Source organism: Aeromonas sp. Lyrl_2 (assembly GCF_051948815.1).
Taxonomy (GTDB): Bacteria; Pseudomonadota; Gammaproteobacteria; order Enterobacterales; family Aeromonadaceae; genus Aeromonas; species Aeromonas veronii.
Genome location: NZ_JAYJLJ010000017.1, coordinates 97,809 through 113,332 on the forward strand (window position 1 = coordinate 97,809; position 15,524 = coordinate 113,332).

General features: G+C 59.6%; 16 protein-coding genes. 10 read left to right on the forward strand and 6 right to left on the reverse strand.

Annotated elements, in window-relative coordinates:
* Positions 1 to 276: 276 nt before the first annotated feature.
* The 4 genes from malE to VF684_RS15360 all read left to right on the forward strand — a co-directional run bounded on the left by malE (position 277) and on the right by VF684_RS15360 (position 5,294).
* A complete protein-coding gene (malE, locus tag VF684_RS15345) occupies positions 277 to 1,458 on the forward strand; it encodes a maltose/maltodextrin ABC transporter substrate-binding protein MalE (RefSeq protein ID WP_005333871.1) in 1,182 nt (393 codons plus the stop codon).
* A 75-nt stretch (positions 1,459 to 1,533) separates the two neighbouring features.
* The gene (gene malF, locus VF684_RS15350; RefSeq protein ID WP_005333870.1) at positions 1,534 to 3,186 is read left to right on the forward strand and encodes a maltose ABC transporter permease MalF; all 1,653 of its coding nucleotides are present in this window, start codon (positions 1,534 to 1,536) and stop codon (positions 3,184 to 3,186) included.
* Between the two features lie 12 nt (positions 3,187 to 3,198).
* Positions 3,199 to 4,089, forward strand: a complete 891-nt coding sequence (gene malG, locus VF684_RS15355) for a maltose ABC transporter permease MalG (protein WP_005333868.1) — start codon at positions 3,199 to 3,201, stop codon at positions 4,087 to 4,089.
* A 68-nt stretch (positions 4,090 to 4,157) separates the two neighbouring features.
* On the forward strand, positions 4,158 to 5,294 hold the full coding sequence (locus VF684_RS15360) for an ABC transporter ATP-binding protein (protein ID WP_064339941.1): 1,137 nt from the start codon (positions 4,158 to 4,160) through the stop codon (positions 5,292 to 5,294).
* A 112-nt stretch (positions 5,295 to 5,406) separates the two neighbouring features.
* Here VF684_RS15360 and ppk2 read toward each other — a convergent pair whose 3' ends face one another.
* Positions 5,407 to 6,222, reverse strand: a complete 816-nt coding sequence (ppk2, locus tag VF684_RS15365) for a polyphosphate kinase 2 (RefSeq protein ID WP_005361444.1) — start codon at positions 6,220 to 6,222, stop codon at positions 5,407 to 5,409.
* 128 nt (positions 6,223 to 6,350) lie between these two features.
* On the opposite strand from ppk2, the gene VF684_RS15370 reads away from it, so the two are divergent.
* On the forward strand, positions 6,351 to 7,151 hold the full coding sequence (locus tag VF684_RS15370) for an alpha/beta fold hydrolase (protein WP_064339942.1): 801 nt from the start codon (positions 6,351 to 6,353) through the stop codon (positions 7,149 to 7,151).
* Between the two features lie 114 nt (positions 7,152 to 7,265).
* Here the strand turns inward: VF684_RS15370 and VF684_RS15375 are convergent, their stop codons facing one another.
* Genes VF684_RS15375 through VF684_RS15385 form a run of 3 tightly spaced genes read right to left on the reverse strand, consistent with a single transcriptional unit; the run spans position 7,266 to position 9,437 of the window.
* Positions 7,266 to 8,072: a MipA/OmpV family protein gene (locus tag VF684_RS15375; RefSeq protein ID WP_107684432.1), complete on the reverse strand. Its 807-nt coding sequence runs from the start codon at positions 8,070 to 8,072 to the stop codon at positions 7,266 to 7,268.
* Positions 8,073 to 8,107: 35 nt separating this feature from the next.
* The gene (locus tag VF684_RS15380; protein WP_139731385.1) at positions 8,108 to 9,178 is read right to left on the reverse strand and encodes an AI-2E family transporter; all 1,071 of its coding nucleotides are present in this window, start codon (positions 9,176 to 9,178) and stop codon (positions 8,108 to 8,110) included.
* Positions 9,179 to 9,203: 25 nt separating this feature from the next.
* The gene (locus VF684_RS15385; RefSeq protein ID WP_139731387.1) at positions 9,204 to 9,437 is read right to left on the reverse strand and encodes a sulfurtransferase TusA family protein; all 234 of its coding nucleotides are present in this window, start codon (positions 9,435 to 9,437) and stop codon (positions 9,204 to 9,206) included.
* A 121-nt stretch (positions 9,438 to 9,558) separates the two neighbouring features.
* Between VF684_RS15385 and VF684_RS15390 the strand changes: the two genes are divergently transcribed.
* Positions 9,559 to 11,013, forward strand: coding sequence for a beta-barrel assembly-enhancing protease (locus VF684_RS15390; protein WP_005333848.1), 1,455 nt, complete (start codon positions 9,559 to 9,561; stop codon positions 11,011 to 11,013).
* 100 nt (positions 11,014 to 11,113) lie between these two features.
* Here the strand turns inward: VF684_RS15390 and VF684_RS15395 are convergent, their stop codons facing one another.
* Positions 11,114 to 11,596 carry a TlpA family protein disulfide reductase gene (locus tag VF684_RS15395; protein ID WP_139731389.1) on the reverse strand — a complete coding sequence of 161 codons (483 nt, stop codon included), beginning with the start codon at positions 11,594 to 11,596 and terminating at the stop codon, positions 11,114 to 11,116.
* A gap of 60 nt (positions 11,597 to 11,656) precedes the next feature.
* On the opposite strand from VF684_RS15395, the gene arsC reads away from it, so the two are divergent.
* A complete protein-coding gene (gene arsC, locus VF684_RS15400) occupies positions 11,657 to 12,007 on the forward strand; it encodes an arsenate reductase (glutaredoxin) (RefSeq protein ID WP_041209366.1) in 351 nt (116 codons plus the stop codon).
* The gene (locus tag VF684_RS15405; RefSeq protein ID WP_041209367.1) at positions 12,004 to 12,387 is read left to right on the forward strand and encodes a DUF2069 domain-containing protein; all 384 of its coding nucleotides are present in this window, start codon (positions 12,004 to 12,006) and stop codon (positions 12,385 to 12,387) included. The genes arsC and VF684_RS15405 overlap by 4 nt, the downstream gene beginning before the upstream one ends.
* Before the next feature lie 54 nt (positions 12,388 to 12,441).
* Here VF684_RS15405 and VF684_RS15410 read toward each other — a convergent pair whose 3' ends face one another.
* Positions 12,442 to 13,059 (reverse strand): ACP phosphodiesterase, encoded by a 618-nt coding sequence (locus VF684_RS15410; RefSeq protein WP_139731392.1) that lies wholly within the window; start codon positions 13,057 to 13,059, stop codon positions 12,442 to 12,444.
* A 386-nt stretch (positions 13,060 to 13,445) separates the two neighbouring features.
* Here VF684_RS15410 and VF684_RS15415 point away from each other — a divergent pair, with 386 nt between their 5' ends.
* Both VF684_RS15415 and iadA read left to right on the forward strand, forming a co-directional pair.
* Positions 13,446 to 14,228: an ABC transporter substrate-binding protein gene (locus tag VF684_RS15415; RefSeq protein ID WP_139731394.1), complete on the forward strand. Its 783-nt coding sequence runs from the start codon at positions 13,446 to 13,448 to the stop codon at positions 14,226 to 14,228.
* 66 nt (positions 14,229 to 14,294) lie between these two features.
* Complete coding sequence (gene iadA, locus VF684_RS15420) at positions 14,295 to 15,425, forward strand: beta-aspartyl-peptidase (RefSeq protein WP_139731395.1); 1,131 nt, start codon at positions 14,295 to 14,297, stop codon at positions 15,423 to 15,425.
* Positions 15,426 to 15,524 lie beyond the last annotated feature (99 nt).

Consider the following 15,524-nt stretch of genomic DNA (forward strand, 5'->3'; position numbering starts at 1 on the left):
AAACCACCTGAAAGGGTTTTCATTGAGGTGAAAACCCTTTCATTCATGAAATTTTATTTCATTTTGGTAATTATTATTCTGTGGTTGTCTGGAATTAAGCCGATAAATGGCCGTAATCCCCTGAAATAAGAAAATGTTTTCAAAACTTTCTGGAAGGAAATACGTAATTGCATTTCAAAAATGCGAGTTGCGTCATGTGAGCCGTTTGCCGCTTGGGATAATATTCATCTCGCACACAATGCTCTTACAGCGCGGAACTAATACAAGGAAAGGCTCATGAAAAAGAAATTGCTGTCATCCCTGATCGGTCTGGCCACTCTTGGCGTCGCTTGCTCTGCTACTGCTGCCATCGATGAAGGCCAGCTGACCATCTGGATCAACGGTGACAAGGGATACAACGGTCTGGCTGAAGTGGGTAAGAAGTTTGAAGCAGAAACCGGCATCAAGGTTACTGTGGCTCACCCGGATCAGGTTGAAGTGAAATTCCAGCAAGCCGCCGCCACTGGCAACGGCCCGGACATCTTCTTCTGGGCTCACGACCGTTACGGTGAGTGGGTCAAAGCCGGTTTGCTGGTTCCGGTAACGCCGAACGCTGCCACCAAAGGCAAATTTGAACAGCTGGCATGGGATGCCATGACTGTTGATGGCAAAACCTATGGCTACCCGGTTGCCATGGAAGCCGTCAGCCTGATCTATAACAAGGACCTGCTGCCCGAGCCGCCGAAAACCTTCGAAGAGATCGCCAAGATTGACGAGACTCTGAAGAAAAACGGCAAGCGCGCCATCATGTGGGCTTATGACACCCCGTACTTCAGTTATCCGCTGGTGGCTGCCAACGGTGGTTACGCCTTCAAGAAAACCGCTACCGGTTATGACGTCAAAGATACCGGCGTGAACAACGCAGGTGCCAAGATGGGCGTGGGCTACATCTCCGAGATGATCAAGTCCGGTCACCTGGAAAAAGGCATCGACTACGGTGTGATGGACGCCAAGTTCAACAAGGGCGAAGTGGCCATGATGATCAATGGTCCCTGGGCCTGGAGCAACCTGGACAAGAGCGGCATCAAGTACGGCGTAGCGCCGCTGCCGACCCTGAACGGCAAGCCGGCCAAAGCCTTCGTTGGCGTACTGGGTGCCACCATCAACGCCGCCAGCCCGAACAAGGATCTGGCTATCGAGTTCCTGGAAAACTACCTGCTGACCGATGCCGGTCTGGCGCCGGTTAACGCCGACAAGCCGCTGGGTGCCGTTGCGCTGAAATCCTTCCAGAAGACCCTGGAATCCGATCCGCACATCAAGGCCACCATGCTGAACGCCCAGGCTGGCGAGCCGATGCCATCCGTTCCCGAGATGAGCCGTTTCTGGTCTTCCTTCGAAACTGCCCTCAAGAACGTGACCTCCGGTCGTCAGGGTGTTGACGAAGCTCTGGATACCGCTGCCAAGCGTATCGTTCAGTAAGCACGCACTACCCGGGAGGCCGTCATGGCCTCCCACTCTCTCAAATCTCTCTTGGCGTTATAAAGGTTAATTGGCATGGAAGTAGTACCTTCTGTTGAGTCCTATGCCGGTCCGAAGGATAAGCACACCTGGCTTAAGTGGACCATAGCGGCCCTGGTTGCCATCCTCAACGGCTACGCAGCCGTGATGATGTACGCCAGTGGCGAGTGGGTATTCGCGCTGCTGGATCTGGTGGTGGTTTCCGTCGGTCTGTATGTCTTCATGAACAAGAAGACCTATGCCCATCGCTACATCTTTCCGGGTGTTGCGGGCATGGTTGTGTTTATCATCTTCCCTCTTGCCTACACCATTGGCATTGCCTTCACCAACTATTCGGGGTCCAACTTGCTCTCCGTGGAGCAGGCGCGGGACTACCACCTGAAGAAAACCTACAAGGTGGCGGGCGGTGAATTCGATTTTACCCTGCTGGGTGGCGACAACGGCCAGTTCCAGCTGCTGCTGACACAGGATGATCAATCCTTTATCAGCCAACCTGTTTCCCTGATGACCAACAAGGCCCGTGAGCTGGCGTCCCGCGAGGGCCGTGTGCAGAACACCCAGCAAGTGGTCGAGCTGCAGCCCTTCACTGGCGAAGCGGCCAGCAAGGCCGCACCGATCCGCGCCATTGTTGAGCATCGTACTCACCTGAGTGACCTTGATCTGGTACTGCCGGATGGCGGTACCCACCTGACCCTGAGCAGCCTGCGCAAGTTTGCCGCCCAGAAGCAGCACTACACCCGTCTGATGGATGGTGCCGTGCTCAAGTCCGGCGTGGTGATCAAAGACAGCAACCTGCTGCGTGATACCCAGAATGGCGAGCTGATGCTGCCCAATGGCGAGACCGGCTTCTATCAGTACATCGACGAACAGGGTCAGTTTGTCGGCAAGGGTATTGCTCCGGGCTTTGTGGTGAGCGTCGGTTGGAAGAACTTCGCGCGCATCGTCACCGATCCGGGCATCCAGTCACCCTTCCTGCAGATCTTCATCTGGACCGTGATCTTCTCAACCTGCTCCGTCGCTTTCACCTTGGCTATCGGCATGGTGCTGGCCTGTCTGGTGCAGTGGGAAGAGCTCAAGGGGCGCGGTTTCTATCGGGTCATGTTGATCCTGCCCTATGCGATCCCGGCGTTTATCTCCATCCTGGTGTTCAAGGGGTTGTTCAACCAGAACTTCGGTGAGATCAACATGTTCCTGGAAGCGGCGTTTGGCATCAAGCCGGACTGGTATACCAACCCCTTCCTGGCCAAGGTGATGATCCTGATTGTCAACACCTGGCTCGGCTACCCCTACATGATGATCCTCTGCATGGGCCTGCTCAAAGCCATTCCGGAAGATCTCTATGAAGCGTCCGCCATGGACGGTGCCGGTCCGGTACAGAACTTCTTCAAGATCACCGTGCCGCTGCTGATGAAGCCGCTGACACCCCTGTTGATTGCCTCGTTCGCGTTCAACTTCAACAACTTCGTGCTTATCCAGTTGTTGACCAACGGTGCGCCCGACATCATCGGCGCCAGCACCCCGGCCGGTACCACCGACTTGCTGGTGAGTTATACCTACCGGATTGCGTTCCAGGGATCTGGTGGTCAGGACTACGGTCTGGCCAGTGCCATCGCCACAGCTATCTTCCTCATCGTAGGTGCGCTGGCGCTGCTCAACCTGAAATTGTCCAAAGCCGACAAGCAGCTGTAAGGAGGCTTCAACATGGCAATCGTACAACCCAAATCAGTCAAATACCGGGTGTGGGCAACCCACCTGGTCATGTGGGGCTTCCTGGCGCTGATCATCTTCCCGTTGATCATGGTTATCGCCATCTCGTTCCGTAACGGTAACTTCGCGGTAGGGGAGATCATCCCCTCCAATCCGACGCTGGATCACTGGAAGCTGGCGCTGGGCATGTCCATCACCAACGCCGACGGCAGCATCACGCCGCCGCCGTTCCCGGTGCTGACCTGGTTGTGGAACTCCATCAAGATCGCCGGCATCACTGCCCTGATGATCGTGACGCTCTCCACCACCTGTGCTTACGCCTTTGCCCGCCTGCGTTTTCGTGGCAAGTCCACCATCCTGCAGGGCATGCTGATTTTCCAGATGTTCCCGGCAGTGCTGGCACTGGTAGCCATCTACGCGCTCTTTAACAAGATTGGTGACTACATCCCCTGGCTCGGTCTCAACACCCACGGTGGCCTGATCCTGGCGTACATGGGGGGGATTGCCCTCCACGTCTGGACCATCAAGGGCTACTTCGAGACCATCGACTCCTCCCTGGAGGAGGCGGCGGCCATCGATGGGGCGACCCCGTGGCAGGCATTCCGTCTGATCCTGTTGCCTCTGTCGGTGCCCATCCTGGCGGTAGTGTTTATTCTGGCCTTTATCGGTTCCATTACCGAGGTGCCCATGGCCTCCATCCTGCTGCAGGATGTGAACAATCTGACCCTGGCGGTCGGGGCCCAGCAGTACCTCTATCCGCAGAACTATCTGTGGGGTGATTTCGCGGCGGCTGCAGTGCTCTCCGGTTTCCCCATCACAGTGGTCTTCCTGTTGGCACAGCGCTGGTTGGTTGGCGGTCTGACTGCAGGTGGTGTGAAAGGTTAAGTTTATGGCCGGGGGAGCTGACTCCCCCCGCTATCACGATTTGCAAAGATTCAAGAGCGGAGCTCGTCATGGCTGAAGTAGTACTCAACAACGTTCGCAAAAATTACGATCCGGCTGTTCACAAGGACACCCTGCGCAACATCAACCTCTCCATCAAGGAAGGGGAGTTCATTGTCTTCGTCGGCCCGTCCGGCTGTGGCAAATCCACCCTGCTGCGGATGATCGCGGGTCTGGAAGACATCACCAGCGGTGAGCTGACCATCGGCGGTCGCTACATGAACGATGTGCCGCCGGTAGAGCGCAACGTTGGCATGGTGTTCCAGTCCTACGCCCTCTATCCCCACATGAACATCTACGAGAACATGGCCTTTGGTCTGAAGCTCAAGAAGATGGACAAAGAGAACATCCACAAGCGGGTGATGCGCGCCGCCGAGATCCTGGGTCTTGAGCCGCTGCTGGACAGAAAGCCCAAGGCGCTCTCCGGTGGTCAGCGTCAGCGGGTCGCCATCGGTCGCTCCATCGTGCAGCAGCCGCAGGTGTTCCTGTTTGACGAACCCTTGTCCAACCTGGATGCCGCGCTGCGGGTCAAGATGCGGATCGAGATCGCCAAGCTGCACAAAGAGCTTAACTCCACCATCATCTACGTGACCCACGATCAGGTGGAAGCGATGACCCTGGCCGACAAGATTGTGGTGCTGAGCCCGCTCAAGGCCGAAGCTGCCACCAACCTGGAGCAGTTCGGTTCACCGCTGGATCTCTACCACAACCCGGACAACAAGTTCGTGGCGGGCTTTATCGGCTCTCCCAAGATGAACTTCCTGGCGGGCGAGTTGCTGGAGATTGGCGAGCAGGAGTGCCTGGTCAAGTTGACCTCTGGCGATACCGTGCGTGCCCGGGTCGATGCCCGCAGTGGCGCTGTGGGTGACAAGGTGGAGCTGGGTATTCGCCCCGAGCACCTGATGCCGCTGGATCACCCCCATGCGCACAGCAAGGTGAGCGGGACCGTGCAGGTGGCCGAGCACCTGGGTGCCGAGTCCTTCGTTTATATGGATGTGGATGGTCACGACTTTACCGTCAAGGCCACCTCGGATGTGGATGTGGCGACCGGTCAGACCTACAGCGTGGGTATCCCGGCCGAAGCCTGCTACCTGTTCGATGCCAAGGAGCAGGCGTTCCCCCGTACCGCCAAATATATCCGTACCTGATTTTTTGTTGTGCCGGTTTTCCTTTCTTAATAATCAATGCCTTTTTGCCGGTCGTCAGACCGGCTTTTTATTGCCTGCGATTTGAACATGCAGGTAGGCAAGGTAACCCGCTTCAAGCCTCGAGTTCGGCGGTAATATCGGGCACAAAGGTCTGGCTGGCCAGCGGCGGGCGCTCATACCCTTCGGTCTTGATGGGGGGGAGCTTGATGGGCTCGTAGTGGATCGCCTCGTAGGGCACCTTGCTCAGCAGATGGGCGATGCAGTTGAGGCGGGCACGGCGCTTGTCGTCCGCCTCCACCACGAACCAGGGACAATCCTCGGTGTCGGTGTAGGTGAACATGTCATCCTTGGCGCGGGAGTATTCCACCCAGCGCGAGCGGGACTGCAAATCCATCGGGCTGAATTTCCAGCGCTTGATGGGGGTGTTGATCCGCTCTTTAAAGCGCTTCTCCTGCTCCTCGTCACTGACCGAGAACCAGTATTTGATCAAGGTGATGCCGGAGCGGATCAGCATCCGCTCAAACTCGGGGCAGGCGCGCAGAAACTCGCGATACTCGGCGTCGCTGCAAAATCCCATCACCCGCTCGACTCCGGCCCGGTTGTACCAGGAGCGGTCAAACAGCACCATCTCGCCAGCGGCGGGCAGGTGGGCCACATAACGCTGAAAGTACCACTGGGAGCGCTCCCGATCGGAGGGGGCGGGCAGCGCCGTGACCCGGCAGACCCGGGGGTTGAGCGGTTCGGTAATCGCCTTGATGACGCCCCCTTTACCGGCGGCGTCCCGTCCTTCGAACAGCACCACTACCTTCAGCCCCTCCTGCTTGACCCACTCCTGCAGCTTGACCAGCTCCTCCTGCAGATGGGCAAGGTGGTGCTCGTAGCACTTCTTGTCCAGACGTGGCCGCTTCTTGCTCTTCTCCTTCGCCATGGGCTTCTCCTTTTGGCATCCTTTCATGGGTGACTTCTTTGAGTCACTGCCAGCTTGCACCAGGGAGGCGTCACCTGCCAAGGGGGACGTGATACACTGCCCGCCCATCGCTGGCAACAGGAGATAACATGAAGCATTTTATGGAGATAGCGGGCCGCCGGATGGCCTATCTGGATGAAGGGCAAGGGCCGGTACTGCTGTTTGGTCACAGCTATCTGTGGGACAGCGCCATGTGGGCGCCGCAAATCGAGGCGCTCAAGGGCAGCTATCGCTGCATCGTTCCCGAGCTGTGGGGCCACGGTGATTCCGACCTGCTCCCCGAAGGTGGCTGCACCCTGGCGACGCTGGCGCGGGATCACCTGGCGCTGCTCGATGCCCTCGGCATTGAGGAGTTCGTGTTGGTGGGCCTCTCCATCGGCGGCATGTGGGGTGTTGAGCTGGCGCGCATGGTGCCAAACCGCCTCAAGGGGCTGGTGCTGATGGACAGTTTTGTCGGCCTGGAACCGCAGATCACCTGCGAGCGCTACCTCGGCATGCTGGCGATGATCGAGCAGCTCGGCACCGTGCCGGCGCCCATCGTCGAACAGGTGGCGCCGCTCTTTTTTGCCAATCAGCCTGATGAGGCGCTGATGAGCGGTTTCAAGGCGCGCCTTGCCGCCTGGCCAAAGGATAAGATTGCCGCCATGGTGGCGGTGGGCCGCAGCTTTGTGACCCGCGAGGATCGCATCGAGTGGCTGGAGGAGATCACCACTCCTGCCTTGGTGATGACCGGCTGCGAGGACAAGGCGCGCCCGGTGCTGGAGGGCTATCTGATGGCCGAGGTGCTGGGTTGCCCGTTCAGGGAGATCCCGATGGCTGGCCACATCTCGTCGTTGGAAAATCCGGCCTTCGTCAATCAGCAGCTGGCCGGGTTTCTGGCGGCGCTGTAAGCCTGAATAGGCAGCTTGAGCAGGCTGTACTACCAGCCTGATGATGGCCGTGAAAAAGGGAGCCGAGGGCTCCCTTTTGTTTGGTCGTGTCTCACTGTTCAAGGCTCATAACCGTTACCAGATATAGCCCAGCGCAAAACCCGCATAGAGCTCGCCATCGTGCTGGACGATGGGGCTGTTTTTGATGTCCCGATCATACCATTCGTAGTTCATGGCAAACATGCCAATCCAGTTGGGGCTGAAGCGGTAGCTGGTGATGAGGGCCGCCATGGGGGAGAGGGTTGACCCCGTATCCCAGGCTGGCCGCTGGGCGGTGGCCTCGCTCTCGGAGATGCCGCCGAAGTAGTAGTTGGCCATCTTGTCGCTGCGCAGCATCACCCCCATCCCCGGCATGATGAGCAGGTTGTCGCGCTGGATGGGGAAGTCGGCCCACAGCAGCAGCTCCTGACCCTTGCTGCGGCCGGTGATATCGCTGTTGGCCCGCACGGTCAGCAGGGCGTAGGGAGTGATGATGTTGCCACCTATCCCGCCTTCCAGCTGCCATTTGCGCTGTTCCATGCCAGTAAAGGCCGGAGCATCCTCGGGATCCAGATTGCCAAACCGCACCCGGCCATAGCCGTACAGAGCGAGGTTCTCATCCTTGTGGAAGTAGTAGCGCGCCCGATCGCCGAGAAACATGAACTGCTTGCCGAAATAGATAAAGCCCGGGATGGCGTAGGTGGCATTATCCTGCGCCTCATAGCGGGCTTGTCCCCCGATGAGCGCCGCACCGGCGACAAAGCCTTGTGGCACCGGGCTGGTGGGGCTGTCGCTGGTGAGCAGATCCATGGAGCCAAGGTCGATATCGGCGCGGGCGGGCAGGGCGGCAGCGAGGAGCAGGGCCGTCAGCCCTACCGCTCTGATTTGACGAAAAAAGGTCATGGACACTCCTTTGTCACGATTGCAGGGGAAGCAGGTTATTTTGCGGCACCGGGCATCTCTTCACGTTTTGGCCAGGCATTGATCACCGCCTTGACCAGGGTGGCGAGGGGAATGGCGAAGAAGACTCCCCAGAATCCCCACAAGCCGCCGAAGACCAGCACGGCGATGATGATGGCCACCGGATGGAGGTTGACCGCTTCCGAGAAAAGCACAGGTACCAGCAGGTTGCCATCGAGAGCCTGAATGACCAGATAGGCCACCATCAGCCAGGCGAACTCGGGGGTGAGCCCCCACTGGAACAGGGCGACCATGGCGACCGGTACGGTCACCACGGCGGCGCCGATATAAGGGATCAGCACCGAGAAGCCGACCGCGACCGCCAGCAGCACCGAGTAGCGCAGTCCCATCAGGGCGAAGGGGACATAGGTGGCGATGCCGACGATGAGGATCTCGATCACCTTGCCGCGGATGTAGTTGATGATCTGGTTGTTCATCTCGACCCACACCCGGTTGACTAGGGTGCGGTTGCGCGGCAGGAAGCGGCGCAGGCTGCCCATCAGTACCCGCTTGTCTTTGAGCATAAAGAAGACCATCAGCGGCACCAGAATGAGGTAGATCATGATGGCGACCACGTTGACCAGCGAACTGAGGGAGGCGCTTACCAGATGCTCGCCGCCGCTGAGGATGCGCTGGCGAATATTGTCGATGACGGTCTCCACCAGACTGACGTCGATGAGCTCGGGGTATTTGTCCGGCAGGGTGCGCACATAATCCTGAGCGTGGGTCAGCATGGCCGGCGCCTCTTTGGCCAGATTGATCCCCTGACTGACCAGCGTCGGGATAAGACCCAGCAAGGAGGCGACTGCTACCGCAATAAAGAGGATCAGAATGACGCTGGTGGCCAGGGTGCGCGACAGCCCCGTTTTTTGCAGCCGGGCGACCGGCCACTCCAGCAGATAGGCCAGTACCAGCGCCACCAGCAGGGGAGCTAGCAGGTCGCCAAACAGCCATAGCACCGCAAAGCCAAACACCAGCAACAGGAACAGGGTAACGGCATCGGGATCGGAAAAACGGGTCTGATACCAGCGCTTCAATACTTCTAACATGACTGCATCCTTACATCACTGGGGCTCAAGATGGTTGTTTCGCCCCGACAACCAACCGCAAAGAGAGGGTATTGTCCGGTTGTTGCTGCATCTCGACATGGTGGCCCTGACGGTGCAGATAGGCCGGAATATCCTGCCGCGAGCCCGCATCGGCCAGCCGGATGGTGACAGTTTGACCGCTTTTGGCCTCTCTTAACCAGAGCTTGAGCCGGATCAGCGGCTCGGGGCAACGCCAGGGGGTCAGGTCGAGAACTTCCATGGGGGCTCCATCAGGCAGGTGGCCGCTATTATGGCCGTGATAAGAGCGTGAAACAACGCTTGTAGCCCTTGATGGGCAAGGGTATTCTGCCGAGGCCCTTTCTGATGGAGATAGAGATAACGTGGCACGTTTTTCCCCCCTGATGGCATCGCTTCCCCTGCTGGCTTCCCTGATGGGCGCCACGTTTCATGCCGAGGCCAACAATCAGCTTCCCGACATCGGCACGGCCGGGGTTGCTGCCCTGCCCATCGAGCAGGAAGTGCGTTACGGCAATGCTTTTATGCGCTTTGCCCGTGCGGGTCTGCCGATCATCGATGATCCGGTGCTGAGCCAGTACATCGACGATCTGGGTCAGCGATTGCTGACCAACGCCGATGGGGTACGTTTCCCGTTTACCTTCTTCCTCATCAATGATCCCAGCATCAACGCGGCCGCCTTCCTCGGCGGGCGAGTCAAGGTGCACACTGGCCTGTTCCTCTACGCCGACAGCGAGAGCGAGCTCGCCTCGGTACTGGCCCACGAAATCACCCACGTGACCCAACGCCATATCGCCCGTTATATGGAAGCGCAGGCGAGCAGCTCGGCGGTGACCCTGGCCGGTCTGGTGGGCTCCATCGCACTGGCGGTGATCAACCCGACTGCCGGTATCGCCGCGCTGCAGACTACGCTGGGCCTCTCCATGCAGTCGGCCATCAACTACACCCGCGACAACGAATATGAAGCGGATCGCATCGGCATGAAGACGCTTTATGATGCTGGTTTCGACCCCATGGGGATGGCCAACTTCTTCCAGAAACTGGCTGCCGAATACCGTTACGCCAGCAAGCCGCCGGAAATGCTGCTCACTCACCCGCTGCCGGAGACCCGGATCAGCGAGGCCCGCGCTCGGGCGGGCAGCTATGGTCGCCGCGACTTGCCGCCCAGTCTCGACTTCTGGCTGGCCAAGGTGCGGATTCAGGTGCGTTTTGGTACCGATACCCCGCAGGGGCTGCTGAGCTACTTCGATAGCCGGATCCAGAAGGGGGATTACCCGCTCAAGGATGCCGCCATCTATGGCAAGGCGCTGGCGCTGATCCAGCTCAAGCGTACCGACGAGGCTGATACCCTGATGCAGGAGCTGGCGGCCCGTCATCCGGAAGATCTCTTTATCGTCGATGCCCAGACCGATATCGATCTGGCCAAGGGGCGCAGTGCTCAGGCCATCGCGCGCCTCGAGAAGTTCCGCAGCCGGATGCCGGATAACGAAGTGGTGGTGGTCAACCTCGGCAACGCCTACCTCGAGAGCGGCAACTACAAGAAGTCCATCGCCATCCTCGACCCCTATGCCCGTGCCCATGAGGAGAACAATCTGGCCTGGAACCTGCTGGCCGATGCCTATCGCAAGGCGGGCAGAATGACCGAGCTGCATATGGCGCGGGCCGAGATGCTCGCACTGCGCGGGGATTATCAGGCGGCCATCGACGAGCTGATCGTGGCACGCGGTACCACCAGCGACCGGATGACCCTGGCTCGTCTGGAGGCGCGCATCACCGAGCTGGAGCGGGCCAAGAAGGATCTCGACAGCCTCAAGGGCTAACGAAACTGCCATTGGTCAAAACAACAAGGGCGCACCGTGGTGCGCCCTTGTTGTTTATGGCGGTGGCGTTGATGTGGGGGACGGTGATAACAGCGATGGGCTAGTGACTCATGCTGCTGGCGGTCGCCTTGAGCATCTCGATCTGCTGCTGGTCGAGCTCGCCGACCAGCGTCTGCTTGAGCTTGCCCTCGCTATCGAGCAGATAGCTGGTGGGCAGGCCGCTTGGGCGAGGGAAGGGGAGCCTGGCATCTTCATTGGCAATAAGGAGCGGCACCTTGATGTGATACTGCGCAGCCAGCTTGTCCAGCTCTGCTGGCGTGGTCGGGTCGTAGTTGATGGCCACCACTGTGATCTGGCCCTCCGCTGCCAGCCTGTTGAGGCGCGGCATCTCCCGCAGGCAGGGAGCGCACCAGGGGGCGAAGTAGTTGACCAGGATCGGCTTGCCAGCAAAGTGGCGCAGACTGACCGACTGCCCTGTGGCATCGGTAAATTCGGGGGCGGGCGTGCAAGCGCCCAGCAGGCCAGCCACAATCAGCCAACAAATTCGTTTCAATTCCTTTCCACTGCCGCTTACCCTGACCATCACTTTCCCCTACAATAGCGCCGTTTCTAGTCCCATCTTGCGATTAATCAGGGAGTTACCATGAGCGAGACCCAAATCTACCACAATCCGCGCTGCTCCAAGAGTCGCGAAACCCTGGCTCTGCTGGAACAGCACGGGATCGCCCCTGATGTGGTGCTCTATCTGGAGCAGGCCCCGAGTGAAGAGGAGATCCGCAAGCTGCTGACCCTGCTCGGCTTTAGCGACCCGCGCCAGCTGATGCGCACCAAGGAGGATCTCTACAAGGAGCTGGGCCTCGGCGAAGTGAATGGCGACGACCTTATTCGTGCCATGCACCAGCATCCCAAGCTGATCGAGCGTCCCATTGTCATCAAAAACGGTCAGGCCCGCATTGGTCGCCCACCGGAGCTGGTGTTGGAGATCCTCAAGTGAGCACCCGCTTTGCTCGTCTGCTGACTCTGGTCGGCTTCTTTGGTCTGCTGGGCTGGGTCATCCTTTGGCATCTGTGGCTCTCGCCCCATCCCGACCTCAACCCCTGGCTGTTGCCGGTGATCTGGACGGTGCCGCTGCTCTTCCCCCTCAAGGGGATAGTGCAGGGCAACCCCTACACCCACGCCTGGGGCAACTTCGTGCTGATGCCCTATTTCCTCCACGCCCTGACCCTGATCACCACGGATGAGGGGGAGCGTTGGCTGGCGGTGGTGGAGCTGCTGTTCACCACCCTCGCGTTTGTCGGCACCATCTACTACGCCCGTCTGCGTGGCCGCGAACTGGGCCTCAGCATTCGCAAGAAGAAAGACGAAGCCAGGTAATGCAAGAAGTAACGTGAAGCTACGTAATGAAGAACGCCCCGCAAGGGGCGTTTTTTATGGCGGTGATACCAGACCCGAATCTGCCCGGAGCAGGGCCAGCTGCTGCACGCTGTGGTGCATCAGTTGCGGGTAGAAGCGCAGAAATCCTGCTTCGCACCCTTGCCATTGCGCTTCATCAAGGGTGAGCAGCGCATCGCCGAGCGGCATCGGGCGGCGTAGCCGGCGGCCAATACCATTGAGGGCCTGCGCCAGCCCCTCTTTGCGCTGATAGGAGGCGATCCAGTTCTGCTCGGCCATCCGCTTGAGGGGAAGCGGCAACCCCTCTGGCAAGACGTGGTGATCAGCCAGCAGCTGGCCATAGCTCTGCGCGAGAAAGCGGGGCAGGGGATCTGCGCTGAAGGCTTGCCAGTGCTGGCTCAGCCAGTGGTCGTAGATCATATCCACCACTATGCCGCCAAAGCGGCGCCAGGGGGCCTCGAAACAGGCGACGGCCGCCTTGTGCTCGGGGTGGCTGTCGGTGAAAGCGTCAATTTTGCGGTGTAGCCAGATCCCCTCATCGAAGTGGGCGGCAAGCCCCGTGGGCAGCGTGCCTTTGACGAAATCGCCGAGCAGATTGCCGGTGAGGGAGCTTCGGGTGTGGGCAGCCAGATGGAGATGGGCCAGAAAATTCATCGGTTGCTGTGGGTCTGTTATGGGATGGCAAGGTGCTTCGAGCCTAACGGATCCCGCCCGCCTTGACCATGATCGGGATTTTGCTACTGCCCTGCGGCTGCCTCTTGCCGGGCAAAATTCGGGCGTGCTAAGGTGATGCCATCTTTGTCACAGGACGCGACAAACCACCATGATGCGCAAAGCCAGAGGCTTTTTTCTGGCCTTCTACTTCAAGCCTTTCTATCTCTCCGAGTGGTTCGACGAATAGATCGAACCCCTGGAGCAGTTCACTGACGCCCGCTTGGGCGTGATCTCGCTCATCCAGATTTTGCCGCTTTTGGTCATCGCATGCATTCGCCTGCGGTGCCTTGCCCGCGCCTGTGCGCTTTTTATGTAATGGAGTACACATGATGAAGATCAGACTGACCCTCTCAGCCCTGTTTGTTGCCAGCCTGCTGGCTACCCCCGCCATGGCCAAGGAGTGGAAAACCGTGCGCTTCGGGGTGGAGGGGGCCTACCCGCCCTTCTCCTGGACCGATGCATCGGGCGAGATCAAGGGGTTTGATATCGATCTCGCCAACGCCCTGTGTCAGCAGATGGCGGTCAAGTGCGAGCTGGTGGCGCAGGATTGGGACGGCATGATCCCGGCCCTGCTGTCGCGCAAATACGATGCCATCATCGCCGCCATGTCGATCACCGACGAGCGGCGCCAGAAGGTCGATTTCACCGAGAAATATACCCATATTCCCAATCGCTTTGTGGCGGCCAAGGGGACCGAGCTGACGCTGACCCCGGAAGGCATGGCGGGCAAGCGCATCGGGGTGCAGCGGGCCACCACCCACGACAAGTACCTGACCGACAATTTTGGCTCGAATGTCACCATCGTCCGCTACGGCAATGCCGATGAGGCCTATCTCGATCTGAAGGCGGGCCGGGTGCTGGCCCTGCTGGCCGATGCCTCTGCCATTGAGCAGGGGCTCCTTGGCAAAGAGGGGGGCGACAAGTTCGACTATGTGGGGCCCGCCCTGACCGATCGCCAGTGGTTTGGTGATGGTATGGGGATCGCCGTGCGCAAGAGCGATAAGGAGCTCAAGGGCAAGCTGGACGAGGCGATCAAGGCACTGCGTGCCAATGGCACCTATCAGCAGATCAACCAGAAGTACTTCAAGTACGATATATATGGTGGTTGACGGGGGGAGGGAGCTTGCTCCCTCTCTTTTCATTGGGCAAGCGACAATCGTGCAAGGAGGATCGCCATGTTGACCCTGATCGAGGGGGCCGAGATCTTTAGCCCCACCCACCTTGGCCAGCAGGATCTGCTGGTGGCCGATGGCCGCATTGCCTGGATGGGCAAGGGGTTGACGGTGCCCACAAACTGGCCGCTGCACAGGGTCGATGGTCGAGGCCGCTATCTGGTGCCCGGGTTGGTGGATCCGCTGGCCCATATCACCGGCGGCGGCGGGGAGGGGGGCTTTGCCTTTCGCACCCCTGAGCTGGCGGCGAGCGAGGCGCTCAAGGCCGGCGTCACTACCTTGGTGGCGGCGCTTGGCACCGACAGCCTGACCCGCACTCCCGCGCAGGTGCTCGGCAAGGTGCGCGAGTTTCGCGCCGCCGGGGTGAGCGCCTTTATGTATACCGGCTCTTACCATCTGCCGGTCAAGACCCTGACCGGCACGGTGGAGTCGGACATCATCCTGATCCCCGAGGTATTGGGGGTGGGGGAGGTGGCCATCAGTGACCACAGATCCAGTGCGCCGACCCACGATGAGCTGGCCAGGCTTGCCAGCGAGGCGCGGGTGGCCGGGCTGCTTGCGGGCAAGGGCGGGGTCAGCTTCTTTCATGTCGGGGATGGCAAGGGGGCATTGGCGCCCCTGCGGGCTCTTCGCGATGAGACCGATATTCCGCTGCGCCAGCTCTATCCCACTCACTGCAACCGCAACCCCTGGCTCTTTGCCGAGGCCATCGAGTGGGGCAAGGCGGGAGGTTGGGTCGACCTCACCACCTCGAGCTTTCCCGATCTGCTGGAGGATGGCGAGCGGCTTGCCGCCGATGCGTTTCTCGAGCTGCTGGCTGCCAACGTGCCTGCCGATCGCATCACCTTCAGCTCGGATGCCAACGCCAGCCTGCCGCGCTTTGATGGCGAAGGGCGGCTAATCGAGATGCGCTGTGGTCAGATTGTCAGCCTGTGGCTGCAGTGTGTGCGCGCGATCCGGCTCGGTGTCTCGCTGGAGAGGGCGTTGGCCGCGGTGACGAGCAATCCGGCACAGGCGCTGGGGCTTGGCAGCAAGGGGCGTATCGGGGTCGGGCAGGATGCGGATCTGCTGCTGGTGCACGACCGGACGTTTGCTATCGAAAGGGTGATGAGCGGCGGCCTGTGGCGCGAATAAGGCTGCGGGCAATATCGCAGTCAGTGCGAGTGCGTGGTTGCTCCAAACAGCAAAAGCCCGACAACAAGGTCGGGCTTTTTTTATCTGCATGTCCCGTCA